28 protein-coding genes are annotated in these 26460 nt (G+C 74.6%); 20 read left to right on the forward strand and 8 right to left on the reverse strand.

What is annotated here, in order from left to right; all coding sequences use genetic code 11:
• The first annotated feature begins 33 nt into the window (after positions 1–33).
• The gene (locus ACIOHG_RS08345; protein ID WP_400946970.1) at positions 34–3090 is read left to right on the forward strand and encodes an SNF2-related protein; all 3057 of its coding nucleotides are present in this window, start codon (positions 34–36) and stop codon (positions 3088–3090) included.
• A 5-nt stretch (positions 3091–3095) separates the two neighbouring features.
• Positions 3096–3272, forward strand: coding sequence for a hypothetical protein (locus tag ACIOHG_RS08350; RefSeq protein ID WP_400946973.1), 177 nt, complete (start codon positions 3096–3098; stop codon positions 3270–3272).
• A gap of 201 nt (positions 3273–3473) precedes the next feature.
• Here the strand turns inward: ACIOHG_RS08350 and ACIOHG_RS08355 are convergent, their stop codons facing one another.
• Together ACIOHG_RS08355 and ACIOHG_RS08360 are read right to left on the reverse strand one after the other, a co-directional pair.
• Complete coding sequence (locus ACIOHG_RS08355; protein WP_400946976.1) at positions 3474–4295, reverse strand: alpha/beta fold hydrolase; 822 nt, start codon at positions 4293–4295, stop codon at positions 3474–3476.
• A 54-nt stretch (positions 4296–4349) separates the two neighbouring features.
• Complete coding sequence (locus tag ACIOHG_RS08360) at positions 4350–4976, reverse strand: HAD-IA family hydrolase (RefSeq protein WP_400946979.1); 627 nt, start codon at positions 4974–4976, stop codon at positions 4350–4352.
• A 921-nt stretch (positions 4977–5897) separates the two neighbouring features.
• Here ACIOHG_RS08360 and ACIOHG_RS08365 point away from each other — a divergent pair.
• From ACIOHG_RS08365 to ACIOHG_RS08385, 5 genes are all read left to right on the forward strand, one after another.
• Positions 5898–6416, forward strand: a complete 519-nt coding sequence (locus ACIOHG_RS08365) for a hypothetical protein (RefSeq protein ID WP_400946982.1) — start codon at positions 5898–5900, stop codon at positions 6414–6416.
• Positions 6417–6562: 146 nt separating this feature from the next.
• Positions 6563–7438, forward strand: coding sequence for a carbon-nitrogen hydrolase family protein (locus ACIOHG_RS08370; protein WP_400947638.1), 876 nt, complete (start codon positions 6563–6565; stop codon positions 7436–7438).
• 82 nt (positions 7439–7520) lie between these two features.
• Positions 7521–7931, forward strand: coding sequence for a helix-turn-helix domain-containing protein (locus tag ACIOHG_RS08375; protein WP_400946985.1), 411 nt, complete (start codon positions 7521–7523; stop codon positions 7929–7931).
• 50 nt (positions 7932–7981) lie between these two features.
• Positions 7982–8560, forward strand: a complete 579-nt coding sequence (locus tag ACIOHG_RS08380) for a hypothetical protein (protein WP_400946988.1) — start codon at positions 7982–7984, stop codon at positions 8558–8560.
• A gap of 105 nt (positions 8561–8665) precedes the next feature.
• Entirely contained in the window at positions 8666–8995 is a 330-nt protein-coding gene (locus ACIOHG_RS08385; RefSeq protein WP_400947641.1) for a DUF2516 family protein, read from the forward strand.
• Positions 8996–9087: 92 nt separating this feature from the next.
• Here ACIOHG_RS08385 and ACIOHG_RS08390 read toward each other — a convergent pair whose 3' ends face one another.
• Positions 9088–10599 carry a PP2C family protein-serine/threonine phosphatase gene (locus tag ACIOHG_RS08390; RefSeq protein ID WP_400946991.1) on the reverse strand — a complete coding sequence of 504 codons (1512 nt, stop codon included), beginning with the start codon at positions 10597–10599 and terminating at the stop codon, positions 9088–9090.
• A gap of 217 nt (positions 10600–10816) precedes the next feature.
• Between ACIOHG_RS08390 and ACIOHG_RS08395 the strand changes: the two genes are divergently transcribed.
• Positions 10817–11353, forward strand: a complete 537-nt coding sequence (locus tag ACIOHG_RS08395) for an O-acetyl-ADP-ribose deacetylase (protein WP_400946994.1) — start codon at positions 10817–10819, stop codon at positions 11351–11353.
• Positions 11354–11572: 219 nt separating this feature from the next.
• Here the strand turns inward: ACIOHG_RS08395 and ACIOHG_RS08400 are convergent, their stop codons facing one another.
• Positions 11573–12397: a class I SAM-dependent methyltransferase gene (locus tag ACIOHG_RS08400; RefSeq protein WP_400946997.1), complete on the reverse strand. Its 825-nt coding sequence runs from the start codon at positions 12395–12397 to the stop codon at positions 11573–11575.
• A gap of 232 nt (positions 12398–12629) precedes the next feature.
• Here ACIOHG_RS08400 and mshA point away from each other — a divergent pair, with 232 nt between their 5' ends.
• The 3 genes from mshA (at position 12630) to ACIOHG_RS08415 (ending at position 15074) form a co-directional block, all read left to right on the forward strand.
• The gene (mshA, locus tag ACIOHG_RS08405) at positions 12630–13955 is read left to right on the forward strand and encodes a D-inositol-3-phosphate glycosyltransferase (protein WP_400947000.1); all 1326 of its coding nucleotides are present in this window, start codon (positions 12630–12632) and stop codon (positions 13953–13955) included.
• A gap of 90 nt (positions 13956–14045) precedes the next feature.
• Positions 14046–14561, forward strand: a complete 516-nt coding sequence (locus ACIOHG_RS08410) for a YbjN domain-containing protein (protein ID WP_400947003.1) — start codon at positions 14046–14048, stop codon at positions 14559–14561.
• Positions 14562–14594: 33 nt separating this feature from the next.
• The gene (locus tag ACIOHG_RS08415) at positions 14595–15074 is read left to right on the forward strand and encodes an SLATT domain-containing protein (protein WP_400947006.1); all 480 of its coding nucleotides are present in this window, start codon (positions 14595–14597) and stop codon (positions 15072–15074) included.
• 7 nt (positions 15075–15081) lie between these two features.
• On the opposite strand, the gene ACIOHG_RS08420 is transcribed toward ACIOHG_RS08415, so the two are convergent.
• Positions 15082–16344 carry an MDR family MFS transporter gene (locus ACIOHG_RS08420; RefSeq protein WP_400947009.1) on the reverse strand — a complete coding sequence of 421 codons (1263 nt, stop codon included), beginning with the start codon at positions 16342–16344 and terminating at the stop codon, positions 15082–15084.
• A gap of 157 nt (positions 16345–16501) precedes the next feature.
• On the opposite strand from ACIOHG_RS08420, the gene ACIOHG_RS08425 reads away from it, so the two are divergent.
• Positions 16502–17260 (forward strand): phosphoglyceromutase, encoded by a 759-nt coding sequence (locus ACIOHG_RS08425; protein WP_400947012.1) that lies wholly within the window; start codon positions 16502–16504, stop codon positions 17258–17260.
• Between the two features lie 285 nt (positions 17261–17545).
• On the forward strand, positions 17546–18136 hold the full coding sequence (locus ACIOHG_RS08430; RefSeq protein ID WP_400947015.1) for a lytic polysaccharide monooxygenase: 591 nt from the start codon (positions 17546–17548) through the stop codon (positions 18134–18136).
• A 66-nt stretch (positions 18137–18202) separates the two neighbouring features.
• On the opposite strand, the gene ACIOHG_RS08435 is transcribed toward ACIOHG_RS08430, so the two are convergent.
• Together ACIOHG_RS08435 and phoU are read right to left on the reverse strand one after the other, a co-directional pair.
• Complete coding sequence (locus ACIOHG_RS08435) at positions 18203–18382, reverse strand: hypothetical protein (protein ID WP_400947018.1); 180 nt, start codon at positions 18380–18382, stop codon at positions 18203–18205.
• 155 nt (positions 18383–18537) lie between these two features.
• Positions 18538–19212: a phosphate signaling complex protein PhoU gene (gene phoU / locus ACIOHG_RS08440; RefSeq protein WP_400947021.1), complete on the reverse strand. Its 675-nt coding sequence runs from the start codon at positions 19210–19212 to the stop codon at positions 18538–18540.
• 285 nt (positions 19213–19497) lie between these two features.
• Here phoU and ACIOHG_RS08445 point away from each other — a divergent pair, with 285 nt between their 5' ends.
• Both ACIOHG_RS08445 and ACIOHG_RS08450 read left to right on the forward strand, forming a co-directional pair.
• Entirely contained in the window at positions 19498–20748 is a 1251-nt protein-coding gene (locus ACIOHG_RS08445; protein ID WP_400947024.1) for a sensor histidine kinase, read from the forward strand.
• Complete coding sequence (locus tag ACIOHG_RS08450) at positions 20745–21437, forward strand: response regulator transcription factor (protein ID WP_014136565.1); 693 nt, start codon at positions 20745–20747, stop codon at positions 21435–21437. Before ACIOHG_RS08445 ends, ACIOHG_RS08450 begins: the two co-directional genes overlap by 4 nt.
• Positions 21438–21531: 94 nt before the next feature.
• On the opposite strand, the gene ACIOHG_RS08455 is transcribed toward ACIOHG_RS08450, so the two are convergent.
• Positions 21532–22209 (reverse strand): DUF461 domain-containing protein, encoded by a 678-nt coding sequence (locus ACIOHG_RS08455; protein WP_400947028.1) that lies wholly within the window; start codon positions 22207–22209, stop codon positions 21532–21534.
• Between the two features lie 372 nt (positions 22210–22581).
• On the opposite strand from ACIOHG_RS08455, the gene ACIOHG_RS08460 reads away from it, so the two are divergent.
• The 5 genes from ACIOHG_RS08460 (at position 22582) to cysS (ending at position 26435) form a co-directional block, all read left to right on the forward strand.
• On the forward strand, positions 22582–23064 hold the full coding sequence (locus ACIOHG_RS08460) for a CarD family transcriptional regulator (RefSeq protein WP_014136563.1): 483 nt from the start codon (positions 22582–22584) through the stop codon (positions 23062–23064).
• 226 nt (positions 23065–23290) lie between these two features.
• Positions 23291–24052 (forward strand): 2-C-methyl-D-erythritol 4-phosphate cytidylyltransferase, encoded by a 762-nt coding sequence (gene ispD / locus ACIOHG_RS08465; protein WP_400947643.1) that lies wholly within the window; start codon positions 23291–23293, stop codon positions 24050–24052.
• Positions 24042–24536 (forward strand): 2-C-methyl-D-erythritol 2,4-cyclodiphosphate synthase, encoded by a 495-nt coding sequence (ispF, locus tag ACIOHG_RS08470; protein WP_400947031.1) that lies wholly within the window; start codon positions 24042–24044, stop codon positions 24534–24536. The genes ispD and ispF overlap by 11 nt, the downstream gene beginning before the upstream one ends.
• A 43-nt stretch (positions 24537–24579) precedes the next feature.
• Positions 24580–24975 carry a PPOX class F420-dependent oxidoreductase gene (locus tag ACIOHG_RS08475; protein WP_400947034.1) on the forward strand — a complete coding sequence of 132 codons (396 nt, stop codon included), beginning with the start codon at positions 24580–24582 and terminating at the stop codon, positions 24973–24975.
• A 65-nt stretch (positions 24976–25040) separates the two neighbouring features.
• Positions 25041–26435, forward strand: coding sequence for a cysteine--tRNA ligase (gene cysS, locus ACIOHG_RS08480; protein WP_400947037.1), 1395 nt, complete (start codon positions 25041–25043; stop codon positions 26433–26435).
• The last annotated feature ends 25 nt before the right edge of the window (positions 26436–26460 follow it).

Below are 26460 nucleotides of genomic sequence, written 5' to 3' on the forward strand. Positions count from 1 at the left end.
CGCTGAAGGGTCCGACCCGATCCCGGAGGCCCGATGTACGTGCTGCACGCCCAGTGGCGGGGCGACGGCCGGCTCGGGGTGTGGGCGGAGGACGCGGCGGCGTTCACCGGGCGGCCGGTGGAGGGCTCGCGGCACCCCTTCGCCTGCGACCAGGCCGAGGTCGCCGGCCTGCTGGCCGCCGTCGGCCCGGGCCCCGCGCACCTGGCCGAGCGCGGGGACGAACGCTGGCTGACCCTGCGGCTGCCGACCCTCGGCTCGCGTCCCACCCCGTCCCCGGACCTCCCGGTCGGCTCCACCGCCAGGGGTGTCACGCTCCGGCCCTGGCGCGTCCCGGCCCTGCTGCTGGACGTCCCGGAGGCCGCCCAACTGCTCGGTGAGCTGTTCGACCCGGTCTGGCCCGGCACCACCGTGGAACTGCCCGGCGGGCGGACCGCCGAACTCGCCTACGGGGCCTCGCTGCGCTGGCTGACGGCCGTGCACGACCTGGCGTGGCGGCTGGTCGGCCGGGGCCGGGTGCTGCCCGCGCTGGTCGAGGAGGACGCGGGCTGGGCGGCCCGCTGGCGCCCCGCCCCGGACGCGGCCGCGCAGCGCGAACGCACCGCCCTCGCGGCGGGCTGCCCGCCGATCGCCCGCGCCGAGGACGGCCGCGAACCCACCGGAACGGCGCTGCTCGACACCGTCCTGGACGCCCTCACCGACCACGAGACCCGCACCGCCCTCGGCCCGGCCGCCGCCCCGCCGGGCGCGCCGGCCTGGGTCGCCGCCCTGTACGGGCCCGACGGCCGCCTGCCCGCGCCGCCCGAACCGGGCGAGGCAGCCGACCTCGCCGCCTGGACGGCCGGCCCGACGCCCACCGGGCGGGTCCGGCTGGCGTTCCGGCTCGCCGAACCGCTCGGCACCGCCCCGGGCGACCCGGACGCCGCCGTCCCGGACGAGAACTGGCGGCTGGACGTCCTGCTCGGCCCCGTCGACCGGCCCTCGCTGCTCCTCCCAGCCGCCGAACTCTGGTCCGGCGGACCGGAGTCCGCCGCCCTGCACCGCACCCTCGGCGACCCGGTGGAGCAGTACCTCGCCGAACTCGACCGGGCCGCCCGGCTCCGCCCCGACCTGCGCGCCGCCCTGCACCGCAGCCGCCCCACCGGCGCCGACCTCGACCGGGACGGCGCCCTCGCCTTCCTCCGCGACACCGCCCCGGCCCTCGCCGCCGCCGGCTTCGGCGTCCTGCTGCCCGCCTGGTGGCGCCGCCGCCCACGGCTCGGCCTGGCCGCCACCGCCTCCGCCGGCGCCGCCCCCGGCGCGGTGCGGCGCACCGCCAAGGCCGACCGGGACGCCGTCCTGGACTTCCGCTGGCAACTCGCCATCGGCGAACACCCGCTCACCCAGCAGGAGTTGGACGAACTCGCGGCCGCCCAGCAGGGCCTGGTCCGGTTCCGCGGCCAGTGGGTCGAGGTGGACTCCGCCCAACTCGCCGCCGCCCTGCGCTTCCTGGCCGCCCGCCGGGACGACCCGCAGCTCGACGCCGCCACGCTGCTCCGCCTGGCCGGCACCGACGGCGTCGTGGTCGACGGCCTCCCGGTCACCGCCGTGCACGCCGAAGGGCCGCTCGGCGACCTGCTGGCCGGCCGCCTCGGCCGCCTCCCCGGCGCGCACCGAACACCCGCCCCGCCCGGCTTCACCGGCACCCTCCGCCCTTACCAGGAACGGGGATTGGCCTGGCTGGACGCCCTCGGACGGCTCGGCCTCGGCGCCGTCCTGGCCGACGACATGGGCCTCGGCAAGACCGTCCAGACCCTCGCCCTGCTCGCCCTCGAACACGCCCGCGGCGCCCGCGGCCCCGTCCTGCTGGTCTGCCCGACCTCGCTGGTCGGCAACTGGCAGCGCGAGGCCGCCGCGTTCGCCCCCCGCCTGCGGGTCCACCTCCACCACGGCCCCGACCGCACCGGGCCCGACCCGGCCGCCGACCTGGTCATCACCACCTACGGCGTCCTCCAGCGCGACGCCGAGGCACTGCGCGCCGTGCCCTGGCGCCGCGTCGTCGCGGACGAGGCCCAGCACGTCAAGAACCGCTCCGCCCGGCAGTCCCGCGCCCTGCGCTCGCTCCGCTCCGGCCCCCGGATCGCCCTCACCGGCACCCCCGTCGAGAACCGCCTCGCCGAACTCCACGCCGTCCTCGACTTCACCAACCCCGGCCTGTTCGGCACCCCCGAGTCCTTCAAGGAGCGCTACGCCGTCCCGATCGAGCAGCACGGCAACCGCGAGGTCGCCGACCGGCTCCAGCGCCTCACCGCGCCGTTCCTGCTCCGCCGGCTCAAGAGCGACCCCGAGATCGGCCAACAGCTCCCCGCCAAGCAGGAGTTCACCGTCCGCTGCGACCTCACCCCCGAACAGGCCGGCCTCTACCAGGCCGTGGTCGCCGAACTGCTCCGCCGCCTCGGCGGCATCCGCGGCGTCGAACGCAAGGGCGCGATCCTCGCTGCCCTCGGTCGGCTCAAGCAGGTCTGCAACCACCCCGCCCAACTCCTGCACGACAACTCCCCGTTGGGCGGCCGCTCGGGCAAGGTCGAACGCCTGGTCGCCCTGCTCGGCGAAGCCCTCGCGGAGGGCGACCGCACCCTGGTCTTCACCCAGTACGCCGAGTTCGGGACGCTGCTCCGCCCCCACCTGGCCCGCCGCCTCGGCGCCCCCGTCCTCCACCTGCACGGCGGGCTCACCGCGCCGCGCCGCCAGGAACTCGTCGACCGCTTCCAATCCCCCGACGGCCCAGGGGTGTTCCTGCTCTCGCTGAAAGCCGGTGGCACCGGCCTCAACCTGACCGCCGCCAACCAGGTGATCCACCTCGACCGCTGGTGGAACCCCGCCGTCGAGGACCAGGCCACCGACCGCGCCCACCGGATCGGCCAACGCCGCGACGTTCAGGTCCGCCGCCTGGTCTGCACCGGCACCATCGAGGAACGGATCGCCGAACTCATCGCCACCAAACGCGAATTGGCCCAGACAGTGATCGGCTCCGGCGAGAGCTGGCTCACCGAGCTCCCCACCGACCGCCTCCGCGACCTCCTCACCCTCGCCGCCGACACCACCGGACAGTGACCCCCATGACCACCCCCTCCGACCGCCCGCTCTCCGCCTGCCTCGACACCTTCTGGCACGGCGAGTTCACCCTCCACCCACCCACCGCACCCCCCGACCCCCCGTCCCCGGCCCTCGACACCCTGACCCCCCACCCCCTCGGCCCCACCCTGGCCCCGGCCTACCGCGACCTGACCGCATAGCAATATCCAGGGGCCCGGGGAACGGCGGCGCCGAGGGGCAGGCGTCCCACAGGCTGCGAGGCGCCACCCCGTTTCGGGCCGGAGGTCCTCGGCGAAAGCCCCGTAGCGCCCCACTGTGTCCCGACCCCACGCCCCTCGGCCCCGCCGTTCCCCGGGCCCCTGATGTGTTCCCCTGCGCCTGCCTGAGAGTTCGCCGTCCGCCTAAGCGTTCAGGAACTCGTCCACCAGCGCGGCGAATTCACCCGGCCGCTCCACCCACGGCCGGTGCCCCACCCCGTCCAGGAGTGCGAAGCGCCCTCGCGGGTGGCACGCCGCCACGAGTCGCGCCGGAACGGTGCCGATCATCCCGTCGCGGGCGCCGGCCACCGCCAGGACCGGCATCGGCACCGGCCGCGGCGCGCCCGCGTCGCGGTAGAAGACCTCCCGCATCCACGGCGCGGCCGGCGCCAACGTGTCGTCGAAGGCGGCGGCCCGCGTCCTCGCGTCCCAACCGCCCCAGAAGAACGGGGTCATCCGCCGCACCAGCGCGGCCGTCTCGCCCCGCCCGGCCGCCAGCGATTCCGCCGCCTCGGCCGCGTCGGCGTACCACTCCTCCTCGGCCCGCGCAGCCCTGATCGTGGCGAGCTCCGCCGCATCCGGCTCCCGCGCGGCCCGCCCGACGGGTGTCACCAGCACCAACGACCGTACTCGTGAACGGAATTCGGCCGCGTAGCGCTGCGCGGTGAGCGAACCGGCCGAGTGGCCGAGCAGGTCGAAGGACTCGACGCCGAGGTGTTCGCGGAGGGCCTCCAGGTCGGCGGCCTGCGCACCGAAGGCGCAGCTCGACCGGTCGGCGGGCTCCGCGGAGCGGCCGCACCCGCGCGGGTCCAGCCGGATCAGCTGCCGTCGGGCGTCCAGGCCGCCGAGCGTGCCCAGGTAGCGTGCGTCCATGCCCGGACCGCCGGGGAGGGCGACCAGCGGCGGGCCGTCGCCGAACCGGTCGTAGTGCAGGGTCGTCCCGTCGTACGCCTCGAAGATCGTCACGCGCGGGATCATGGCACGGGGCCCGGCCGTCCGGCCCGGAATTCCACGGTGCGGTCAGGGGTGGGGCCGGAGCAGGCCGTGCCCGGCCAGGGCCGCCCGCAGGCCGTCCGCACCCCGGTGGTGGTGGCCGTGCATGCCGAGCGCGACGGCGGCGGTCACGTGCCCGGCGGTGTCGTCGACGAACAGGCAGTGCTCCGCCGGGACGCCGACCAGCGCCGCGGCGGCCGCGAACACCCGGGCGTCGGGCTTGGCGAAGCCGATCCGGGCGGTGTTCAGCACGGCGTCGACCTCCGCGTCCAGGCCGAGCGCGGCCAGGTCCGCCTCCAGCCGATCGGTGGCGTTGGACACCAGCACCACGGGGACGTGCCGCCGGACCGCGCCCAGCAGCGCCACCACCTCCGCGTCCACCCGGAACGGCTGCCGCCCCCAGGCCGCGACCACCTCCCGGGCCCGCTCCGCCGACCCGCACACCGCCACCAGGTCCCCGGCCACCGCCTCCCGCCACTGATGGTCCGTCACCACCCCGGTGATCGCGGGCAGCAACCGCTCCGGCCGGAACGCCGCCCCGCCCACCGTCCTGGGCGCCAACCCGAACGCCCCGTCCACCTCTGTGAGGTCTCCCCAGATCCGCACCACCCCGTCCAGGTCGCACAACACCGCCCCGACCCGCCGCTCGGCCATCCCGGCCCCTTCCGCCGCTCCTCCGGTACCGCACAATCATCGCCATGACCACCGCCCGACACCCGAAGGCCCTGGCCGCCCATGCGGCGCTGCTCGACCACTCGGTCGACCGGATCGCCGAACTGGCCTCCGACGCACGGTACTTCGATCGGCAGGAGATCCACCGGCTGGCGGACGTCTGGGACAACAACACCCATGCCCTGTTCGCCGCGGCCGCCGCCCCGCTCCGACTGCTGCGCGGCAGGGCCGCCCGTGGCGGGCTGCGCCGGATGGCGGACTTCGGGGCGGCCCGCCGCAGCTGGATGGTGGAGACGACGGACGCGGCCGGATTCCCGGTCGAGCGCCACCTGCGGCCGCCGGCACCGGAGTTCGGGCACCGGCGGCGCCACACCGGCGAGATCTGCACCGTGTACGGCGACCTCACCGCCGAGGTCGCAGCCGGGCTGGCCGCGGAGTACCTGCTGCCGGAGGCCGAATGCCGCCTGCTGCACGTCGAGCGCCACGGCGCGGACCGCTCGGACTGCCGGTTCGAGGTCGTCCTCCCGTCCCGCGCGGAGCGCTCGGGTCGGCCGCCGGCCCGGCTGTACCTGTCCGGTGCGGAGCCGACCGGGCTGCGCTTCGACAGTGCGGGGGACCTCACCGGCCTGCGGATCGAGCTGACCTCCGAGGGCGTCGCGCTCCGGTTCGGGACGGACGCGGAGTTGCGCTGCCGGTCCGCCTCCTACTGCCTGGAGGACGACGCGTGGCACCGCACCCCGACCGGCCGCCGCTACGCGCAGGCCCGTCCGGCGGGCGCCGAGCCCCAACTCCGCAGAGCCCGCCGACCGTCGTCGCCCGGGCCGTTCGGGGAGGCGGCGACGGCGGCCACCGTCCTGCACGCCGCCATGCTGTCGATCCGGCGGGGTCGGCCACAGCGGCGCGGTGGACCGCGTCCCGCTCGACGCCCTCACGACCGCGCTGCGCGGCGCGGGCCGCGACATCCTGGCGGCCGGCGCGCACCGGTCGGGCCGCCGCGACGCGGCCTTCCGCGCCCTGGTGGACACCTGGTTCGACCGGGGCGGCCCCGACTTCGCCCGCGAGATCAAGAACTGCGGCAGGGCCCTCCCCGCCGGCCGACCCGATCCCGGCCCGACACCCGCCCGACCCGAACTCCGCCCCGTCCCCGGGCAGTTGCGCATCCTGCGCTACGAGGCGGCCAACCGCTGGGCGACCCCCGGCGAGCCCTTCCCGGGGTGGCCGTTCGTCCACCTCCAGTTCGCCCAGCCCCCGGCCCCCGCCGACGGCCCCTGGCAACTGGTCGGCCACCACCGCACCGGCCCCTTCGCTCTCCGCCTCACCCAGGACGCCTTCCGCGCCGAAACCGCGCCCGAACTCTCCACCACCACCCTCACCACCGGCCCGGGCCTCACCCTCACCGGGGGCACCCCCGCATCCCACTGACCGACCGGCTGTCCCGGCCCGGACGTTCAGCGGTGCTCAGCGGCCTCGGCCGCTCCTGTTCGGGCAGGTATTGCCCGGGACCGCCGGGACGCTGGTCCTGGAGCGGAGGCCCGCGTACCGTCCGTGGCGTGGCGAGGACATTGCGGATGGCGGTCGCGCAGAGCACAGTGCCGGAGGATCCCACCGACCGGGGAGCCCTACGGGCGGCCGGGCAGGAGATCCGGGACCTGATGGCTCAAGCCGCCGGGGCGGGTGCGAGGCTGGTGCAGTTCCCGGAAGGCGCGATCACCTACCCCGGCAAGCACGTGATGGCGGCCGGGCCGGACGGCCGGTTGATCCCTGCCGACTGGAGTCGCGCCGCGTGGGACGTCCTGCGCGAGGAAGCGGAGTCGATCGCTGCGCTGGCCGGGAGACTCGGCCTGTGGACGGTGTTCGGATCGATCCACCCGCTCACGCCGCCGAACCGCCCGCACAACAGCCTCTACGTCGTCACCGACCGCGGCCGGCTGGTCGCACGGTACGACAAGCGGTTCCTGTCGCACACCGAGGTCTCCTTCCTGTACTCCCCGGGGCAGGAGCCGCTGGTCGTCGAGGTGGACGGCATCCGGTTCGGCTTCGCGCTGTGCATCGAGGCCAACTTCCCCGAGGTGTTCGCCGAGTACGAGCGCCTGGACGTCGACTGCGTCCTGCTCTCGGTGATGGTCGACGACGCGCCCCGGGCCCGCGTCGCCCAGGCGTACGGAACGCTCTACAACTACTGGCTCGGCTACTCCGTACCGGCGCAGTTCAGCGGCACCGCGCCCGCCGGGATCGTGGCGCCCGGCGGGCGGTGGCTGGCGCGCTGCCCCGCGGACGGGCGCCCTGCCCTGGCCGTCGCGGACCTCGACCTCGACTCCGAGGACGAGGACATCGGAGCGGCCACTCGTTACGTCCGGCCGTGGCGCCGCTCGGCCCGGGCCGGTCTCTACGCGGAGCGGCTTCCGATCGGCGATCCCCGCAGCGGCAGCCGCACGACGTTCTGAGCCCGTCCAGTCACGGTTCCGCCGGTTTGCAGGTGCTAGCGGCCTGCTTGCAATTGCAAGCGCGACGGGGCAGACTGCGGGTATGGCGGCACTGAACGTGGGCTCACTCGGCGAGTACATCCGGGAGCAGCGGCGGAACGCGCAGTATTCGCTGCGGCAGTTGGCCGATGCCGCCGGGGTGTCCAACCCGTACCTGAGCCAGATCGAGCGCGGGCTGCGCAAGCCCAGCGCGGAGATCCTCCAGCAGATCGCCAAGGCGTTGCGGATCTCGGCGGAGACGCTGTACGTGCAGGCCGGGATCCTGGAGGAGCGGGACGAGCGGGGGCCGGGCCTGCGGGCCGCGATTCTCGCCGATCCGCTGATCAACGAGCGGCAGAAGCAGGCCCTGCTGGCGGTCTACGAGGCGTTCCTGAAGGAGAACCAGGGCGCCGACGGCCCGCCCGGCGGCTCCGCCGCCCACCCGACCGACCCTGCGGGCACCGACCCCGCGTGACCGGACGCCGCGCGACCCGACCGTGCGGCGCCACTCCGAGAGGACCCGAGATGCCGATCTCCGACGACCTGAAGAAGACCCTGACCGACCCGACCCCGCTGTACGCGCTGGCCGGCGCCGGCGACCTGGCGTACGAGAAGCTCCGCGAGGTCCCGGCCCAGCTGGAGTCGCTGGCCGCGGACCGCAAGGGCGCCCAGGAGAAGGCCGCCGCCGCCCTGCAGGACGCCGGGGCCGCACTGGTCGGCGCCCAGGCGAAGGTCACCGAGGCGGTCAACGCGCTGCCCACCGACGTGAAGGAACTCCAGGCCAAGGCCCAGGAGTTCGCGCTGCAGCAGGTCGGCCGGGCGCTGGAGTTCGCGGTCAAGGCCAAGGAGGTCTACGACGAGCTCGCGGTCCGCGGCCGCACCGTGGTGGACGCCGCCAACGCCCCGCACCCGCAGGAGACCGCGGCGCAGGCCGAGCAGGCCGAGCGGCCCGCCACCGAGGACGACCCGGTGGTCGGGATCGTCGAGGAGGAGGTCGTGGTCGCCGAGGTGGTGGTGGACGAGGAGCCCGCCGCCGAGCCGAAGCCGGCCGCGAAGAAGACCACCCGGGCCCGGAAGGGCGGCGCGGCCAAGTCCGCGGAGTGATGCCGGGCGCCCGGGGCCGGGGAACGCCGCACCGCCGGGCGCCGTTGACTGGGACAGCGGCCGTGCCACGATGGGACGGAGAGTGAGGAGCCCCAGGTGCAGTTCATGTACATCGACCTCCTGAACCCGTTCTGGTGGTTGGCCACGGCGATCATCTGCTACAAGGCGTTCGCGCTCGCCGACGCCGCGTTCCGCCGCGACGACGCCTACCGGGCGGCCGACAAGAAGACCAAGACCTTCTGGGTGGTCGTGCTCGCCCTGGCCCTCGGCGCGGACCTGCTGTTCGGCGCCAACCCGGTCACCGGCCTGCTGACGCTGGTCGGCCTGGTCGCCGCGATCGTCTACATGGTGGACGTCCGGCCCGCGATCAAGCTGCTGACCGACGGCCGCGGCCGCGGCGGCCGGAGCAACCAGGGCCCGTACGGCCCCTGGTGACGCCCCGTCGGGGAGAGCAGAAGGAACAACAGGAAGGGCGGCCCCGCCGGTGCGGGGCCGCCCTTCCTGTTGCCGACAGGTCCGACGGACCGTCAGCCCATGATCACCGGAACCGGGTTGCGCTCCAGCAGCAGCACCGCGACGTCGTCGGTGAGCGCCCCGCCGTTCAGCTCCTCGACCTCGGCGATCGCGGAGTCGACCAGCCGGCCCCGGGACAGGCCGGCCGCCTGGTGGTCGGCGATCAGGCCGATCAGGCCCTCCTGCCCGAGCCGGGGCGAGCCCGCGCCGACCCTGCCCTCGACCAGGCCGTCGGTGTACAGCAGCAGCCGCCAGCCGGGGGCGAGGTCGATCCGCAGCGGCGGCCAGACCGAGTCGGTGGTGTCGCAGGGCAGCAGGCCGAGCGCGGGGCCGGCCTGGTCGGAGGGCAGCAGCACCGGCGCCTCGGGGCCGAGCAGCAGCGGCGCGGGGTGCCCGGCCAGGTAGAGCTGCGCGGACTCGGGGCCGTCGCCCCCGCCGGGCGGGTCGAGCACGACCATGCACAGCGTCGCGAAGATCTCGTCGCTGCGGCGCTCGTGCTCCAGCACGTGCTGGAGGGTGGTGAGCAGCTGCTGGCCGGTCAGCCCGGCGAACACCAGCGTCCGCCACGCTATCCGCAGCGCGACGCCGAGCGCGGCCTCGTCGGGGCCGTGGCCGCAGACGTCGCCGATGACCACGTGCACCCGGCCGTCGGGGGTGCGGACGGCGTCGTAGAAGTCGCCGCCGAGCAGGGCGCGGCGGCGGCCGGGGCGGTAGCGGCGGGTGAAGGCCAGGCCGGCGCCCTCCAGCAGGGGGGTGGGCAGCAGGTGGCGCTGGAGGCGGGCGTTCTCCTGGCCGCGGATCTCGGCCTCGACCAGGCGGCGCTGCGACTCGTCGGCGCGCTTGCGCTCCACCGCGTAGCGCAGGGCGCGGGCCAGCAGCGGGCCGCCGGTGTCCTGCCGGACCAGGAAGTCCTGGGCGCCGGCGGCGACCGCGGCCGCGCCGAGGGCGGCCCCGGCGGCGTCGGTGAGCACCACCACGGCGAGCTGCGGGGCGCGCCGGAGCAGTTCGCGCAGCCCGTCCAGGCCGTCGCTGCCGGCGGCCAGTTCGCCGGGCGCGCCGAGGTCGAGCAGGACGCAGTGGAAGTCGAGGTAGCGCTGCCCGCGCCGGCCGGTGCCGGACGGCGGCGGCAGCAGGGCGACCGCCTCGGCGACGCCGTCGACCCGGTGCAGGGCGGTGTGCTCGCCGAGCTCGGCGGCCAGCGACTCGAACAGCTGGTGCCCGGGGCCGTCGTTCTCGATCACCAGCACCCGGAAGTCCGGTACGGCCCGGGCGGGTTCGGCCGCCGCCCGGTCGCCGCGCGGATGCGGTATCGGGGCGCTGCCCGCCGTCCGGCCCCCGCCGGTGCGGGCACGCTCCTGGCGGACGCGCTCGGCCTTGGGCCCGGGATCCGTTCCGGGCCCGGCCAGGACCCCGCGCTCCTCGTCGGCACGGCCGAGGTCGGCGCGATCGCGTTCGGCACGGCTGCGTTCGGCGGCCCCGGCGCTCGTGGTCGCGTCGGGTGCCCGCCCGTCTCCCGTAGCGGGCATCGGTCGGTCCTTCCTTTCCCCGACAGGCCAACGGCTGGTGTCCGTCCGCGGTGCCCGTGTGGCACCGGGCATCGGGGAGCTTCCCGCGACCATAACGTGATCTCCGAGGATTTCTTCGACTGAGCGGCGCCGATGTGGTTATTGCCACGCGTCCGGTGGCCGGTGTCCGTAGGGTTTCCGCCGCCGCAGGACCGGAGCCGGAGGGAGTGCAGGGGCAGTGACGCAGATCACGCTGGTGCAGGGTGACATCACGGAACAGCAGGTGGACGTGGTGGTCAATGCCGCCAACGGCTCACTGCTGGGCGGGGGCGGGGTGGACGGTGCGATCCACCGCCGGGGCGGGCCGGAGATCCTCGCCGAGTGCCGCCGGCTGCGCGCCGGGCACCTCGGCAAGGGGCTGGCCGTCGGCGCGGCGGTGGCGACCACGGCGGGCCGGCTGCCGGCCCGCTGGGTGGTGCACACCGTGGGCCCGGTCTTCCGGCCGGAGGACCGCGCGGCGCGGGCGGAGCAGTTGGCCTCGTGCTATCGGGAATCCCTTCGGATCGCGGTCGGACTGGGGGCGCGGACGGTGGCCTTCCCGGCGATCTCCGCCGGGATCTTCGGCTGGCCGCTGGACGATGCCGCTCGGATCGCCCTGACGACCGCCGTCGAGGTGGACCCCGACCTGGACGAGGTGCGTTTCGTGCTGTTCGGTGCCGAGTCGTACGAGACGTTCGAGCGGGTGTGGGCCGAGCTCGGACGCCGGTGGGGCTGACGGTCGCTCAGGTGCCGTACGGGCACGGGTGCGACCGCCCGGTCGAACGCTCCCATGGTGGCGCGGCGGGGCGTCAACACGCCAGAGGAAATCGATAACTCGTTCGAGTGAACTATCGAACGGGCGCTCGAACTTGCGCCGTCCGGGCCCTAGGCTCCCGCCACCCGGTGTCGCTCCACCGCTGGGCCGGTGCCGCTCCACCGCAGGGTCGGCGCCGTCCTACCGCGGGGCCAGCGCCGCCCAGTCCACCGTCAGCTCGCCCTGCCGCCACCGGGTCGGCCCGTCCCGCAGCGGCCAGTCCGCGGCCAGCGCCCCGCAGGCCGCCGTCCAGCGCTGCCGGGCCCCGAACGCGCCGAGCGGCGCGGCCGCCGCCCAGGCCCGGTCGAAGTCCCGCAGGAAGGCGTGCACCGGACGGCCCGGCACGTTGTGGTGGATCAGCGCCTTCGGCAGCCGCTCCGCCAGGTCCGACGGGCGGCCCAGACCGCCCAGCCGGGCCGCGAAGGTCACCGTCCGCGGGCCTTCGGGGCCCAGCGCCACCCACACGTGCCGACGGCCGATCTCGTCGCAGGTGCCCTCCACCAGCAGCCCGCCCGGGGCCAACCGCCCGCACAGCAGGGCCCACACCTCGGCCACCCGGTCCTCGTCGTACTGCCGCAGCACGTTCGCCGCCCGGACCAGCAGCGGCCGCTCCCCGCCCGGCAGCGGCACCTCGAAGCCGCCCCGCCGGAACTCCAACAGCGGCGGATCGGCCATCGGCAGCGCCGCCGCGACCCGGGCCGGGTCGATCTCGATCCCCACCACCCGGACGTCCGGGCGCACCGCCCGCAGCCGCCCCGCCAGCTCCACCGCCGTCCACGGCGCCGCCCCGTACCCCAGGTCCACCGCCACCGGGGCCGCCACCGGCGCCCGCAGCGCCCGCCCGGCCGCGTACGCGATCCACCGGTCCATCCGCCGCAGCCGGTTGGTGTTCGTCGTCCCCCGGGTGATCGTCCCCACCGGCCGTCCGGCCCGGCCCCGGGACGACGGCATCTCGCTTGCGGCCATGGTCACCAAGCCTACGCAGGCCCGCCGCACCCACTCCGGCCCGGTGCCTCCCGCGGGGCCGGTTCCGCTGGCTCCCGCGGGGCCCGCCCCGGTCCCGTTCCGGGGGCCGGGAATACGGGGACGCGCCGCTCCGGTTGGGGTGTTCGACGCCAACCGCCCGCAGCGCTCCGCCGCGGGCGGCCGTGCGTCGGCCGTGAGAACAGACGGGCAGCGCCCAGGGAGGCTTCCGCAGGTGACCCAGCACCTCGTCCGCACGCCCCGCAGCGAGTCGCGCTGGGCCCCGGTCCCGGCCCGCTCCCGGCGGCCGCGCCGGATCGCCATGCTCAGCGTCCACACCTCCCCGCTGCACCAGCCGGGCACCGGCGACGCGGGCGGCATGAACGTCTACATCGTCGAGCTGGCGAAACGGCTCGCCGAACTGGACATCGAGGTCGAGGTGTTCACCCGCGCGGTCAGCTCGGACGACGCGCCGAGCGTCCGGCTGGCCCCCGGCGTGCTGGTCCGGCACGTCACGGCGGGCCCGTTCGAGGGGCTGCTCAAGGAGGACCTGCCGGCCCAGCTGTGCGCCTTCACCCACGGGGTGCTGCGCACCGAGGCCGGCCACCGCCCCGGCTACTACGACCTGGTGCACTCGCACTACTGGCTGTCCGGCCAGGTCGGCTGGCTGGCCGCGGAGCGCTGGGGCGTCCCGCTGGTGCACACCATGCACACCATGGCGAAGGTCAAGAACGCGGCGCTGGCCCAGGGCGACACCCCGGAGCCCGCGGCCCGGGTGATCGGCGAGACCCAGGTGGTGGGCGCCGCCGACCGGCTGATCGCCAACACCGCCGAGGAGGCCGCCGAGCTGGCGCACCACTACGAGGCCCGCCCGGACCAGCTGGCCGTGGTCCACCCGGGGGTGAACCTGGAGGTGTTCCGCCCCGGCGACCGGGCCGCCGCCCGGCACCGGCTCGGCCTCCCGCAGGACGCCGCGGTGCTGCTGTTCGCGGGCCGGATACAGCCGCTCAAGGCGCCGGACGTGCTGCTCAAGGCGGTGGCCCGGCTGCTGGAGCGGCAGCCGGGGCTGCGCGAGCGGCTGGTGGTGCCGGTGGTCGGCGGCCCGTCCGGCAGCGGCCTGGACCGCCCGGAGAGCCTGTTCAAGCTGGCCGCCCAGCTCGGCATCGGCGACGTGGTGCGCTTCCACCCCCCGGTCGGCCAGCAGCAGCTCGCCGACTGGTACCGGGCGGCGACCGCCCTGGTGGTGCCCTCGCACAGCGAGTCCTTCGGCCTGGTCGCGCTGGAGGCGCAGGCCTGCGGCACCCCGGTGGTGGCCGCGGCGGTCGGCGGCCTGCCGGTCGCGGTCCGCGGCGGCGTCACCGGCACCCTGGTGCCGGGCCACGACCCGGACGCCTGGGCGGCCGCACTGCTCCCGTACGCCACCGACCCGGCGCTGCCGGTCGAGCGCGGCGCGGCCGCGGCCCGGCACGCCGCGGGCTTCGGCTGGTCGGCGGCGGCGGGCGCCACCGCCGAGGTGTACACCGGCGCGATGGCCGCCGCCCGGCTGGCCGCCCGCCCCTGACGTCCCGTCATCCCCCGCCCCGCACGGCGCGCCGCGCGGGGTGACCGGGTCGACACCCCGTCCGGGCCCGGCAGGGCCTAGCGTGGGGGCATGGCAGCCAAGGACGACGCACGCACCCTCCTCGCCTCCGCCCTCGACCAGGCCGGGGTGGACTGGGAGCCCGCCCCGGGGGACGCCTGGACCCTGGTGGCCTCGCTGCCGGGGACGCGCAAGCTGTCCACGGCCTGCGCGCTGCGGGTCGGCGACCACACGCTGTCGGTGAACGCCTTCGTGATCCGCCGCCCGGACGAGAACCACGAGGGCGTCTACCGCTGGCTGCTGGAGCGCAACACCCGGCTGTTCGGGGTGGCGTACGCGATCGACCGGCTCGGCGACGTCTACCTGGTGGGCCGGCTGCCGCTGGAGGCGCTGACCGCGGACGCGGTGGACCGGCTGCTCGGCACCGTGCTGGAGAACGCCGACGAGCCGTTCAACACCCTGCTGGAGCTGGGCTTCGCCACCGCGATCCGCCGCGAGTGGGAGTGGCGGACCAAGCGCGGCGAGTCCACCCGCAACCTGACCGCGTTCGCGCACCTGGCGACCGAGAACCCTCCCGCCGAGCACTGATCCGGGTATCCTCCCGCCCGGGGAGGACACCTGATGGATGCTGAAACCGCAGCCACGCAACGGAAGTTGGCCTGGCTGGAGGTCGAGCTGGACGCCGAGCTCAAGGAACGCCGGCGCCGCCGCGACTGGGACCGCCGCCGGGCACTGACCCTGCAGATGGCCACCGTCAGCCTGTCGGCGCTGGTGACGGTGCTGCTCGGCCTGAAGGTCGGTGAGCCCGCCGCCAGACGGTTCGCGGACGCCGCGCTGGTCTCCGGCGCGCTGGTCACCGTGCTGGCCGCCTGGGCGGCCTTCTTCGGCTACCGCACGCTGTGGATCCAGCGCTCCGACACCGTGCACCGGCTGACCTCGCTGCGCCGCCGGCTGGCCCTGCTCAAGGCCGAGTACGGCCCGGCGGTGCCGGAGCCGTCCCGGCTGGCGCCGCTGATCGACGAGTACCAGCGGATCATCGAGGACGACCACGACTCCTGGGTCCGGCTGCGGCAGAGCGAGGCCGGCGGCTCCGCGACCTGACGCCCGCTCAGGCGGAGACCTCGGCGGGGGCCGGGGCCTCGGCGGCGACCCGGTCGGCCGGGGCCGGGCCGCGGCGGCCGATCCGGAGGAACGCGACCGCCGCCAGGGTGCCCGCCCCGGCGCACCCGCCCCACAGCGCCCAACTGCCCGCGTACTGCAGCAGCAGGCCGCCGAGGACCGGGGCGAGGAAGCCCGCCAGCGACCAGGACAGCGAGTAGACGCCCTGGTAGCGGCCGCGGGCCGCGGCGGGGGAGTGCTCGGCGACCAGCGCCATCATGGTCGGCGAGTTGACGATCTCGCCGATCGTCCAGACCGCGACGGCCAGCGCGTACAGCGCGACGGAGGAGCCGGCCAGCGCCGTCAGGCCGAAGCCCCAGCCGGTCAGCAGCGCGCCCGCCACCAGCAGCGCGGTGCGGTCGAGGCCCTCCATCAGCCGGGTCAGCGGGAGCTGGAGCAGCACGATCAGCACCCCGTTCAGGCTGATCACCAGGCCGAACACGGAGGGGCTCAGGCCGTGCCGCGCCATGTCCACCGGCAGGGTGCTGGAGCCCTGCAGGACGACCAGCGCGAGCAGCAGGTTCACCCCGACCACCGCCATGAACGGGCCGTCCCGGAACACCGTGCCGAGGCCGATCCGGGGCCGCCCGTCCGGGGCGTCCGCGGCCTTCGACTCGGGGCGGGTCTCGGGGACCTTCACGAACACCACCACCGCGCACAGCAGGGTGGTCAGCGCGTCCAGCAGGAACAGGGTCAGGTAGCCGTGCGCGGTGAGCAGCCCGGCCACCGCGGCGGAGACGCCGAAGCCGATGTTGATCGCCCAGTAGTTCAGCGCGTAGGCGCGCACCCGGTCGGCGGGCGGCACCAGGTCGGCGATCATCGCGGAGACCGCCGGGCGGGAGGCGTTGTTGGCCAGGCCGACCACGAAGGCCACCGCGGCGATCGCCACCGGCCCGTCGACGAGGCCCAGCACGGCGGTGGACAGCGCCGTCGCCAGCTGCGCCGCCAGCAGGGTCGGCCGCCGCCCGAGCCGGTCGGTGAGCACCCCCGCGCCGAGCGAGGAGACCGCCGAGCCCAGCCCGAACAGGCCGCCGACCAGGCCCACGTAGGCGGGCGGGTAGTGCCGCTCGGCCGTCAGGTACATCGACAGGAAGGTCACCACGAAGCCGCCGAGGCGGTTCACCAGCGTCGACGTCCACAGCCACCAGAACCGGCGCGGGAGCCCGCCGCCCGCTCTGCGGGCCTCGGCGACCAGACGGGCGATCAGCGGCATGGCGGCTCCCGGGCGGGACGGGCCGGGGCGGCCGCGGGCAGGGCGGGGCGGCCGCCCGCGGACAGCTGGAAACGTAAGTAGCGAAACTGCTGTGAGCACATTACTCGGAGCGGGGACGACCCGGTCAACGGAATTCCCGCTCCACTAGGCTGGCCCCATGGCTGACACGACCTATCGCTTGATCCTGCTCCGCCACGGCGAGAGCCAGTGGAACCAGAAGAACCTGTTCACCGGTTGGGTCGACGTCGACCTCAACGAGAAGGGCGAGAAGGAGGCCGCCCGCGGCGGCGAGCTGCTGCTCGCCGAGGGCCTGCTCCCGGACGTGCTGCACACCTCGCTGCTGCGCCGCGCCATCCGGACCGCGCAGATCGCCCTGGACAAGGCCGACCGCCACTGGATCCCGGTCCGCCGCAGCTGGCGCCTGAACGAGCGCCACTACGGCGCCCTGCAGGGCAAGGACAAGGCCCAGACCCTGGCCGAGTTCGGCGAGGAGCAGTTCCAGCTCTGGCGCCGCTCCTACGACACCCCGCCGCCGCCGCTGGCCGACGACGCCGAGTACTCGCAGGCCGGCGACGCCCGCTACGCCGAGATCCCGTCCGAGCTGCGCCCGAACACCGAGTGCCTCAAGGACGTCGTCGAGCGGATGCTCCCCTACTGGTACGACGCCATCGTCCCGGACCTCGCCGAGGGCAACACCGTCCTGGTCACCGCCCACGGCAACAGCCTGCGCGCCCTGGTCAAGCACCTGGACGGCATCTCCGACGAGGCCATCGCCGGCCTCAACATCCCCACCGGCATCCCGCTGGTCTACGAGCTCGACGCCGACTTCAAGCCGCTCACCCCCGGTGGCCGCTACCTCGACCCCGAGGCCGCCGCCGCCGCCATCGAAGCGGTCAAGAACCAGGGCAAGAAGTAGCACCCCTTCCGCCCTCACCCACCTCTCAGCCCCCTGCCCGGCGCAACGACGCCCCGGCCCAGGGGGCTGTTCCGTTCCCGGGAGGCGGCCCGATGAGGCGTCAACTCCCTTGTACCGGAAGGTGGTTCAGACCAGATCGATTGGTTCAGACCATTGACGGGGCAGGGTGGCGGCTCCTAGCGTGGGGGCATTGTCGGCGCGGGCATGACATCCCTGGTCGCCCCCACGCGTCCCGTTCCGCGTGCCCGCGGTCGTGCACTCCATCCACCCCCACGGAGGAGCACCATGCGCAAGCGCACCATCCTGGCGGTCGGCTTCGCGGCCGCCGCGGCGGTCCTGGCGACCGCGATCCCGGCCAGTTCGCACGGGTACGTCACGACCCCGCCCAGCCGGGCGGGGCTGTGCGGGGCCGGTGTCGTGAAGAGGTGCGGCGACATCCAGTGGGAGCCGCAGAGCGTCGAGGGCCCCAAGGGCTTCCCGAACTCCGGCCCGGCCGACGGCAAGCTGTGCGCCGGGGCCGACGCCCGCTGGGCCCCGCTGGACGACCCGCGCGGCGGCGCCTGGCCCGCCACCAAGGTGACGGCCGGCCAGCAGCTCACCCTGACCTGGAGCATCGAGGCGCGGCACGCCACCACCTCGTTCCGGTACTTCCTCACCAAGCCCGGCTACGACGCCACCACGAAGATCACCAGGTCGAACCTCAACCTGACCCCGATCCTGACCGTGCCGATGGGCGGCAAGCAGCCCCCGGCCACGCTCAGCCACACCGCGACCCTGCCCGGCGGCCTGACCGGTCACCAGGTGATCCTGGCGGTCTGGGACATCGCGGACACCGGCAACGCCTTCTACCAGTGCATGGACGTCAACTTCTCCTGACCGCGGCGCCCGCACGGGACGGCCGGGCACCCCGCACGGGGGTGCCCGGCCGTCCGCCGTGCCGGGTCAGTGGCCGCCGCAGCAGCCCCCGGTCGCGCCGCCGCACTGGCAGGGCGCACCGGACTGGCAGCCGCACCCGCAGCCCGGGCCGCAGCCGCAGCCGGCCGCGAGGACCGGCAGCAGGGCGGCCGCGGTCGGGGCGGCGGGGTTCGGCGGCGGGGTGTTCGGGGTGCCGGTGGTCTTCATCGCGCGGCCTCTCCTCGGCGGAAGCGGGCAGCCCGGTGCACACCCGTCCCTCCGAGTGAAGCCGCACCCCGACGGTGCGTCAACGGGCGCGCGGGGCAGGCGGTTTCGCGCCCCCCGCGCGCCCCCGGCGGCCGGTCCGGCCGGTTCGGCGGGTGCTACTCGGCCGACTCGGCGGTGGCCGTGAAGTCGCCCGGGTGCTCACCGGTGACCAGGAACACGACGCGCTTGGCGACCGAGACCGCGTGGTCCGCGAAGCGCTCGTAGTAGCGGCCGACCAGGGTGACGTCCACCGCGGTCTCGATGCCGTGGTGCCAGCGGTCGTCCAGCAGGTGCGAGAACAGCTCGCGGTGCAGCGCGTCGATCGCGTCGTCGTCCGCCTCCAGCTCCAGCGCCTTGTCGACGTCCTTGGTGGCGATCACCAGGCCGGCCTTGGCCACCAGGCGCTGGGCGAGCTGCCCCATCTCCAGCACGATCGGGTGCAGGTCGTTGGGGACGGCGTTCTCGGGGTAGCGCAGCCGCGCGACCTTGGCGACGTGCCGGGCGAGGTCGCCGCAGCGCTCCAGGTCGGAGCTCATCCGCAGCGAGGTGACCACGATCCGCAGGTCGGTGGCGACCGGCTGCTGGCGCGCCAGCAGGTCGATCGCCCGGTTCTCCAGGTCGTGGTGCAGCTCGTTGACCTTCTCGTCGGCGGCGATCACGCTCTCCGCCAGTTCGAGGTCGGCGTCGAGCAGCGCCGTGGTGGCCCGGCCCATCGCCGAGCCGACCAGGCGGGCCATCTCGACCAGGCCGTCGCTGATCGAGTCCAGTTCCTCGTGGTACGCGTCGCGCATGCGCTTGTCTCCTCCAGTACCGGTGTCGGTGGCGGTGCCGACCGGACGCCCGGGACCGTCCCGCCGGACGGCGGGCCGTGCGGGCGGCCACTGCTGGTGGCGCGAATGGTAGCCGCGCCACCGCCCACACGGGCTTGCTCGGCCCAGACTGATCCGTTCGGGCGACCTCCCACGGCCGGAGCGGTGAACCGGCAGCAGCCTGAAGGTGAATTCTCGGCAACGTCAGGCCGATGCCTTGATCGCACCCTTACGGAGCCCGCCCGAGCACCATTTACGCTGACTGGCATGGACGTGAACGTGGCCGCCGCTGCCGCCTGCGCCGTGGCCGGGCTCGGTGTCGGCCTCACCGCCTCCGTCGCCTTCCGCTGGAGCGAGCGCGAACAGGCGAGGGGGCGCAACAGCAGGACCCCCGCGCAGGAGCTGGAGCAGGAGCCGGCCCTGCCCCCCGGCGTGGACACCGTGCTCTCGGTGCTGCGCTCCTGCGCGATCGTGCTCGGCGAGGGCGACGAGGTGGTCAAGGCCTCCTCGGCCGCCTACTCGATGGGCCTGGTCCGGGGCGGCCGGGTCGCGGTGGAGAAGATGCTGTCGCTGGCCCGCTCCACCCGCCGGGACGGCGAGATCCGCCAGGCGGAGCTGGAGCTGACCCGCCCCGGCGCCGCCGCCCGCACCGCCGAGCCGCTGGCGGTCTCGGTCCGGGTCGCCCCGCTCGGCTCCCGGCTGGTCCTGGTGCTGGTCGAGGACCGCACCGAGCGCCGCCGGATCGAGGCGATCCGGCGCGACTTCGTGGCCAACGTCTCGCACGAGCTGAAGACCCCGGTCGGCGCGCTGTCCCTGCTGTCGGAGGCCGTCGCGGACGCCGCCGACGACCCGGAGGCGGTGCAGCGCTTCGCCGGCCGGATGCAGATCGAGGCGACCCGGCTGGCCAGCCTGGTGCAGGAGATCATCGACCTGTCCCGGGTGCAGGACGACCAGCTCAAGACCGACCCCGAACCGGTGTCGGTGGACGAGCTGATCGCCGAGGCGATCGACCGCTGCCGACAGCCGGCCGCGGCCAAGCAGATCGTCATCGCCACGGGCGGCACCACCGGCCTCTACCTGGTCGGCAGCCGCGGCCAGCTGGCCGCCGCCCTCGGCAACCTGGTGGAGAACGCGGTCAACTACAGCCCGCCGCGCACCAGGGTCGCCATCGCCACCCGCCGGATCTCCAGCGCCGCGGCGCTGGGCGAGGCGGACGGCGAGCTGATCGAGATCTCGGTGACCGACCAGGGCATCGGGATCTCGGAGAAGGACCGCGAGCGGATCTTCGAACGCTTCTACCGGGTGGACCCCGCCCGCTCCCGCCTCACCGGTGGCACCGGCCTCGGCCTGTCCATCGTCAAGCACGTCGCCGCCTCGCACCGCGGCACCGTGTCGGTGTGGAGCGTCGAGGGACAGGGCTCCACCTTCACTCTGCGGCTCCCCGCCGGGCAGGCCCCGGTCGAGGACCCCGAAACCCAAGCAGCAACCACAATTCCTGCCCCGGAGGCCCGATCGTGACCCGAGTACTGGTGGTCGAGGACGAGGAGTCGTTCAGCGACGCCCTGTCGTACATGCTGCGCAAGGAGGGCTTCGAGGTGGCGGTCGCCGCCACCGGGCCCGACGCGCTGGAGCAGTTCGAGCGCAACGGAGCCGACCTCGTCCTGCTCGACCTGATGCTGCCGGGCCTGCCCGGCACCGAGGTCTGCCGCCAGCTGCGGGTCCGCTCCAACGTCCCGGTGATCATGGTCACCGCCAAGGACAGCGAGATCGACAAGGTGGTCGGCCTGGAGATAGGAGCCGACGACTACGTGACCAAGCCGTACTCCACCCGCGAGCTGGTGGCGCGGATCCGCGCGGTGCTCCGCCGCCGCGGCGAGGACGGCGGCGCCGACGGCGCCGCCGCCCCCGGCGCGCTGGAGGCCGGACCGGTCCGGATGGACGTCGACCGGCACGTGGTGACGGTGGACGGCGCCAAGGTCGACCTGCCACTCAAGGAGTTCGACCTGCTGGAGATGCTGCTGCGCAACGCGGGCCGGGTGCTCACCCGGATGCAGCTGATCGACCGGGTCTGGGGCGCGGACTACGTCGGCGACACCAAGACCCTGGACGTCCACGTCAAGCGCCTGCGGGCGAAGATCGAGCCGGACCCGGGCGCGCCGCGCTACCTGGTCACGGTCCGCGGCCTGGGCTACAAGTTCGAGCCGTAGGCCCGCCGACCGCACCGCGGACGGACACCGCGAAGGGGCCCCGCCGACCGGCGGGGCCCCTTCGCGTGCGCGCACCGGACGGTGCGCGGCGGCGTCAGTGCGCGGAGGCGGAGGGCGCCGGGTTGGTGCCGGCGGTGGCCGGGGCGCTCGCGCCCGCCGAAGCGCCCGCCGTGGCACCGGCGGAAGCACCGGCGCTGGCGCCCGCCGTGGCACCGGCCGAGGCGCTCGCGGCGGCGGACGGCGCGGCGGAGGGCTTCGCCGCCTCCTTCGGGCCGAAGCCCTTGTACAGGTCGGAGGCCGGGTGGACGACCGCGTTGGCGGAGACCTGGCCGGCCGTCTTGAAGGTGAAGGCGGTCGGCGCGTAGCCGCCGACCGACAGCTTCACGCCCGCGGCCTGCGCGGTCGGGGCGCCCGCGGCGCCGAGCAGCACCGACTGGCCGGGCTTGAGGGTGATGCCGGAGAGCGCGGCACCGTCGGCGTCGGTCAGCTTGGCGGGGGAGCCCGCGATGGTGACGCCGGTCAGCACGTCCTCGACGGTGCCGGTGTTGGCGACGTTGACCGTGACGGTGGCCGGGCCCGAGTAGTCGCCGGCGCTGCCCGCGGGGGCGACCACGACGATGTTGTTGAGCTTGGCGTTGCCCACCGAGGTCGCCGCGTTGTCCGGCTTGATCTGCAGCGTCGCCGGCTCGTTGCCCGCGCCGCAGGCGGACAGCGGGACGATCGCGGCGAGGACGAGGGCGGCGGCAGCGCCGCGTCGAAGGCTCCGGCTCACGGCGGCGACTTCTCCTTGGTGGGGATGACCCGTACGGAACGGATCACGGTCGGTGGTCGAGGGCCACACTACCGACCGCACATATCCGGCTCTCACGGGGTGGCCCCGTGTCGCGTTTCGATCACGATCGGGGGTGTCCGGCGCGTCGGGGGCAAAAACTCAAGATCCAACCATGGTTTCGGGAGTGTGACCAGAGGTTTCGTCCCGCGGCCAGACCGCCTCCGACCTGCGGGAAGCCCTCCTCGAACATCGGTCGAAGCATGCGACGGGGGTGCTTGTCAAGCCCTGGAACCCGCCCTGACCTGCGAAAACGCCCTTCGGGTCAGCCGAAAAGCGTGTTATTCTGGTAAGCCACGGAAGGGGTCCTGTCACATGACGTTCAAGGTTGGCGACACGGTGGTCTACCCCCATCACGGGGCTGCGTTGATCGAGGCCATCGAAACTCGCCAGATCAAAGGTGTGGACAAGACCTACCTGGTGCTGAAGGTGCAGCAGGGAGATCTGACCCTCCGCGTTCCGGCGGAGAACGCCGAGTTCGTCGGTGTCCGCGACGTGGTGGGCCAAGAGGGTCTGGACCGCGTCTTCGAGGTGCTCCGGGCACCGTACACCGAAGAGCCCACCAACTGGTCGCGCCGCTACAAGGCGAACCTGGAGAAGCTCGCGTCGGGCGACGTGATCAAGGTCGCCGAGGTCGTCCGCGACCTGTGGCGCCGCGAGCGCGAGCGCGGCCTGTCGGCCGGCGAGAAGCGGATGCTCGCCAAGGCCCGGCAGATCCTGGTCAGCGAGCTCGCCCTCGCCGAGAACACCAACGAGGACAAGGCGGAGACACTGCTCGACGAGGTTCTCGCCTCCTGAGCCTCTGAGCCCGAACGAGTCCGAACCGCCCGGCCGTTGGTGACGTCTTCGGTTGTCGGTCGTTCTGCTGTCCTGACGCAGCGCCCGGTGGTGCCCGAACGGCACCTCGGGCGCTTCGCCGTGCCCGGAAGGGGGCGTGGGCGCTGCGCGGTGGGGCCCGCGGTTCCACTAACGTGCAGTCAGGAAGGGGGCCTGCCCGCCCGCGAATCCGCGTTCGGCACGGGCCATACCCACCTCGACCAAGGAGCCAAACCTGAACGCCTCAGCACAGCTCGCGGCGGCGGTCGTCCCGGCCGCCGGCCGCGGTGAGCGACTCGGCCCCGGCGCCCCGAAGGCGCTGCGCGAACTCGGCGGCGTGCCGCTGCTGGTGCACGCGGTCCGGGCGCTGGTCCGCAGCCGGGCGGTCGGCCCGGTGGTGGTGTGCGCCCCGCCGGGCGGCGTGGCCGAGGTGGTCCAGCTGCTGGGCGGCCACGGCCTGGACGGCGAGGACGTCCGGGTGGTCCCCGGCGGCGCCAGCCGGCAGGAGTCGGTCCGGCTCGGCCTGGCCGCCGTCCCCGCCGGCACCCGGGTGGTGCTGGTGCACGACGCGGCCCGCCCGCTGGTGCCGGTCGAGGTGGTGGACGCGGTGGCCGCCGCCGTCCGGGCCGGCGCCGAGGCCGTGGTGCCCGCGGTGCCGCTGGCCGACACCGTCAAGCGGGTCGAGCCGCAGCCGTCCGGGCCGGAGCCGGTGCTGGACACCCCGGACCGCGCCGGGCTGCGCGCCGTGCAGACCCCGCAGGGCTTCGACCTGCCCGGGCTGGTCGCCGCGCACGAGCGGGCGCTGGCCGAGGGCGCCGAGGTGACGGACGACGCCGGGCTGATCGAGCGCTTCGGCGGCCGGGTGGTCGTGGTGCCCGGCCACGAGGAGGCGTTCAAGGTCACCCGTCCGCTGGACCTCGTGCTCGCCGAGGCCGTACTCGCCCGCAGGAGGGCCACCGATGGCTACTGATCCGATCATTCCGCGCACCGGCATCGGCACCGACGTGCACGCCTTCGAGGAGGGCCGCCCGCTGCGGGTGGCCGGCCTGGACTGGCCCGGCGAGACCGGCCTGGCCGGGCACTCGGACGCCGACGTGGCCGCGCACGCCGCCTGCGACGCGCTGTTCTCCGCGGCCGGGATCGGCGACCTGGGCGCGCACTTCGGCACCTCCCGCCCCGAGTGGGCGGGCGCGGCCGGGGTGGCGCTGCTCGCCGAGGCGGCCCGGCTGGTCCGGGCGGCCGGTTTCGAGATCGGCAACGTCGCCGTCCAGGTGATCGGCGTCCGCCCGAAGGTCGGCAAGCGGCGGGCCGAGGCGCAGGCCGCGCTCTCCGCCGCGGTCGGCGCCCCGGTCTCGGTCTCCGGCACCACCACCGACGGCCTCGGCCTGACCGGCCGGGCCGAGGGACTCGCCGCGATCGCCACGGCGCTGGTCTACGAACGACCCGCCACCTAGCCTGTTCCTGACCGACCGTCAGAAACCGGGCACAGGAGGACAGATGGGCGTCGAACTCGCCGACAAGGTCAAGGAACTGCTGGACGCGCAGAGCTACGCGGTGGTGTCGACGCTCCAGCCCGACGGCAGCCCGCAGTCGTCGGTGGTCTGGGTGAAGCGGGACGGGGACGACATCCTGTTCTCCACCGTCCAGGGCCGCCGCAAGCACCTCAACCTGGAGCGCGACCCGCGGATCAGCCTGCTGGTCAACCCGGCCGACAACCCGTACACCTACTTCGAGGCGCGCGGCGAGGTCACCATGACCACCGAGGGCGGCCGCGAGCTGATCGACGAGCTGTCGCGCAAGTACCGGGGCGAGGACTACGGCTTCGACGGGCCGGACGACGTCCGAGTGGTGGTGCGGCTCGCCCCGCGCAAGGTGGTCGGCAACAACCTCTGAACGAGGGCACGCCAATGCGGCGGAAGGTGGCGGGGCACCCCCCGCCGCCCACTACCCTGGTCGCTGTGAGCCTTCGCCTGTACGACACCATGACCCGCCAGGTACGCGACTTCGTCCCGCTGGTGCCGGGCTGTGTCTCGATCTACCTGTGCGGTGCCACGGTCCAGGCACCGCCGCACATCGGGCACATCCGGTCCGGCCTCAACTTCGACGTGATGCAGCGGTGGTTCCGCTACCGCGGCTACGACGTCACCTTCGTCCGCAACGTCACCGACATCGACGACAAGGTGATCGCCAAGGGGCGCGAGCAGTCCACCGAGTGGTGGAAGATCGCGCACGCCAACGAGCGCGCCTTCAACGAGGGTTACGACGCGCTCGGCTGCCTGCCGCCGAGCGCCGAGCCGCGCGCCACCGGCCACGTGCCGGAGATGATCGAGATGATGCGCGGACTGATCGAGCGCGGCCACGCGTACGAGTCCGAGGGCAACGTCTACTTCGCGGTCACCACCTACCCGGACTACCTGGCGCTCTCCAACCAGGAGTTGGAGAACCTGCGGCAGCCCTCGGCCGAGGGCGAGACCGGCAAGCGGGACCCGCGCGACTTCGCCATGTGGAAGGCCGCCAAGCCCGGCGAGCCGAGCTGGGAGACGCCGTGGGGCCGGGGCCGGCCGGGCTGGCACCTGGAGTGCTCGGCGATGGTGCACAAGTACCTCGGCAGCTCCTTCGACATCCACGGCGGCGGGCTGGACCTGATCTTCCCGCACCACGAGAACGAGATCGCCCAGTCCCGGGCGTACGGCGACGCGTTCGCCAACTTCTGGGTGCACAACGCCTGGGTGACGCTGGCCGGCGAGAAGATGTCGAAGTCGCTGGGCAACTCGGTGCTGGTCTCCGAGATGGTGCAGCGCTGGCGCCCGATCGTGCTGCGCTACTACCTGGCGGGGCCGCACTACCGCTCGATGATCGAGTACAGCGAGGAGTCGCTGCGCGAGGCCGAGACCGGGTTCGCCCGGATCGAGGGCTTCATCGAGCGGGCCGTGGAGCGCTGCGGCCTCGTCGACGCCGCGCCCGAGGTGCCGCTCGCCTTCGCCGAGGCGATGGACGACGACCTGGGCGTGCCGCAAGCGCTGGCGGTGGTGCACACCGCCGTCCGGCAGGGCAACAGCGCGCTCGGCGCGGACGACAAGGAGTCGACGGCGGCCCGGCTGGCCGAGGTCCGGGCGATGCTCGGCGTGCTCGGCCTGGACCCGCTGGACCCGCAGTGGGCCGGTGCGGACGCGCAGGGCGAGGAGCTGACCGGCGTGGTCGACTCGCTGGTCCGCCTGGTCCTGGACCAGCGCGAGGCGGCCCGCGGCCGCAAGGACTTCGCCACCGCGGACGCCATCCGCGACCGGCTCGGCGAGGCCGGGCTGGCGATCGAGGACACCCCGTCCGGCCCGCGCTGGACGATCAACCCGTAACACCCAGTAGCCCCCCGGGGCGCGC

It is taken from the genome of Kitasatospora sp. NPDC088134 (assembly GCF_044741705.1).
Taxonomy (GTDB): domain Bacteria; phylum Actinomycetota; class Actinomycetes; order Streptomycetales; family Streptomycetaceae; genus Kitasatospora.

Bases quoted from the DNA above. Each gene is read 5' to 3' on its own strand.
- ACIOHG_RS08345 (WP_400946970.1), top strand. From the start codon at position 34: ATGTACGTGCTGCACGCCCAGTGGCGGGGCGACGGCCGGCTCGGGGTG.
- ACIOHG_RS08350 (WP_400946973.1), top strand. From the start codon at position 3,096: ATGACCACCCCCTCCGACCGCCCGCTCTCCGCCTGCCTCGACACCTTC.
- ACIOHG_RS08360 (WP_400946979.1), bottom strand. From the start codon at position 4,976: ATGGCCGAGCGGCGGGTCGGGGCGGTGTTGTGCGACCTGGACGGGGTG.
- ACIOHG_RS08370 (WP_400947638.1), top strand. From the start codon at position 6,563: ATGGCGGTCGCGCAGAGCACAGTGCCGGAGGATCCCACCGACCGGGGA.
- ACIOHG_RS08375 (WP_400946985.1), top strand. From the start codon at position 7,521: ATGGCGGCACTGAACGTGGGCTCACTCGGCGAGTACATCCGGGAGCAG.
- ACIOHG_RS08380 (WP_400946988.1), top strand. From the start codon at position 7,982: ATGCCGATCTCCGACGACCTGAAGAAGACCCTGACCGACCCGACCCCG.
- ACIOHG_RS08385 (WP_400947641.1), top strand. From the start codon at position 8,666: ATGTACATCGACCTCCTGAACCCGTTCTGGTGGTTGGCCACGGCGATC.
- ACIOHG_RS08390 (WP_400946991.1), bottom strand. From the start codon at position 10,599: ATGCCCGCTACGGGAGACGGGCGGGCACCCGACGCGACCACGAGCGCC.
- ACIOHG_RS08400 (WP_400946997.1), bottom strand. From the start codon at position 12,397: ATGGCCGCAAGCGAGATGCCGTCGTCCCGGGGCCGGGCCGGACGGCCG.
- ACIOHG_RS08410 (WP_400947003.1), top strand. From the start codon at position 14,046: ATGGCAGCCAAGGACGACGCACGCACCCTCCTCGCCTCCGCCCTCGAC.
- ACIOHG_RS08415 (WP_400947006.1), top strand. From the start codon at position 14,595: ATGGATGCTGAAACCGCAGCCACGCAACGGAAGTTGGCCTGGCTGGAG.
- ACIOHG_RS08420 (WP_400947009.1), bottom strand. From the start codon at position 16,344: ATGCCGCTGATCGCCCGTCTGGTCGCCGAGGCCCGCAGAGCGGGCGGC.
- ACIOHG_RS08425 (WP_400947012.1), top strand. From the start codon at position 16,502: ATGGCTGACACGACCTATCGCTTGATCCTGCTCCGCCACGGCGAGAGC.
- ACIOHG_RS08430 (WP_400947015.1), top strand. From the start codon at position 17,546: ATGCGCAAGCGCACCATCCTGGCGGTCGGCTTCGCGGCCGCCGCGGCG.
- ACIOHG_RS08435 (WP_400947018.1), bottom strand. From the start codon at position 18,382: ATGAAGACCACCGGCACCCCGAACACCCCGCCGCCGAACCCCGCCGCC.
- phoU (WP_400947021.1), bottom strand. From the start codon at position 19,212: ATGCGCGACGCGTACCACGAGGAACTGGACTCGATCAGCGACGGCCTG.
- ACIOHG_RS08445 (WP_400947024.1), top strand. From the start codon at position 19,498: ATGGACGTGAACGTGGCCGCCGCTGCCGCCTGCGCCGTGGCCGGGCTC.
- ACIOHG_RS08460 (WP_014136563.1), top strand. From the start codon at position 22,582: ATGACGTTCAAGGTTGGCGACACGGTGGTCTACCCCCATCACGGGGCT.
- ispF (WP_400947031.1), top strand. From the start codon at position 24,042: ATGGCTACTGATCCGATCATTCCGCGCACCGGCATCGGCACCGACGTG.
- ACIOHG_RS08475 (WP_400947034.1), top strand. From the start codon at position 24,580: ATGGGCGTCGAACTCGCCGACAAGGTCAAGGAACTGCTGGACGCGCAG.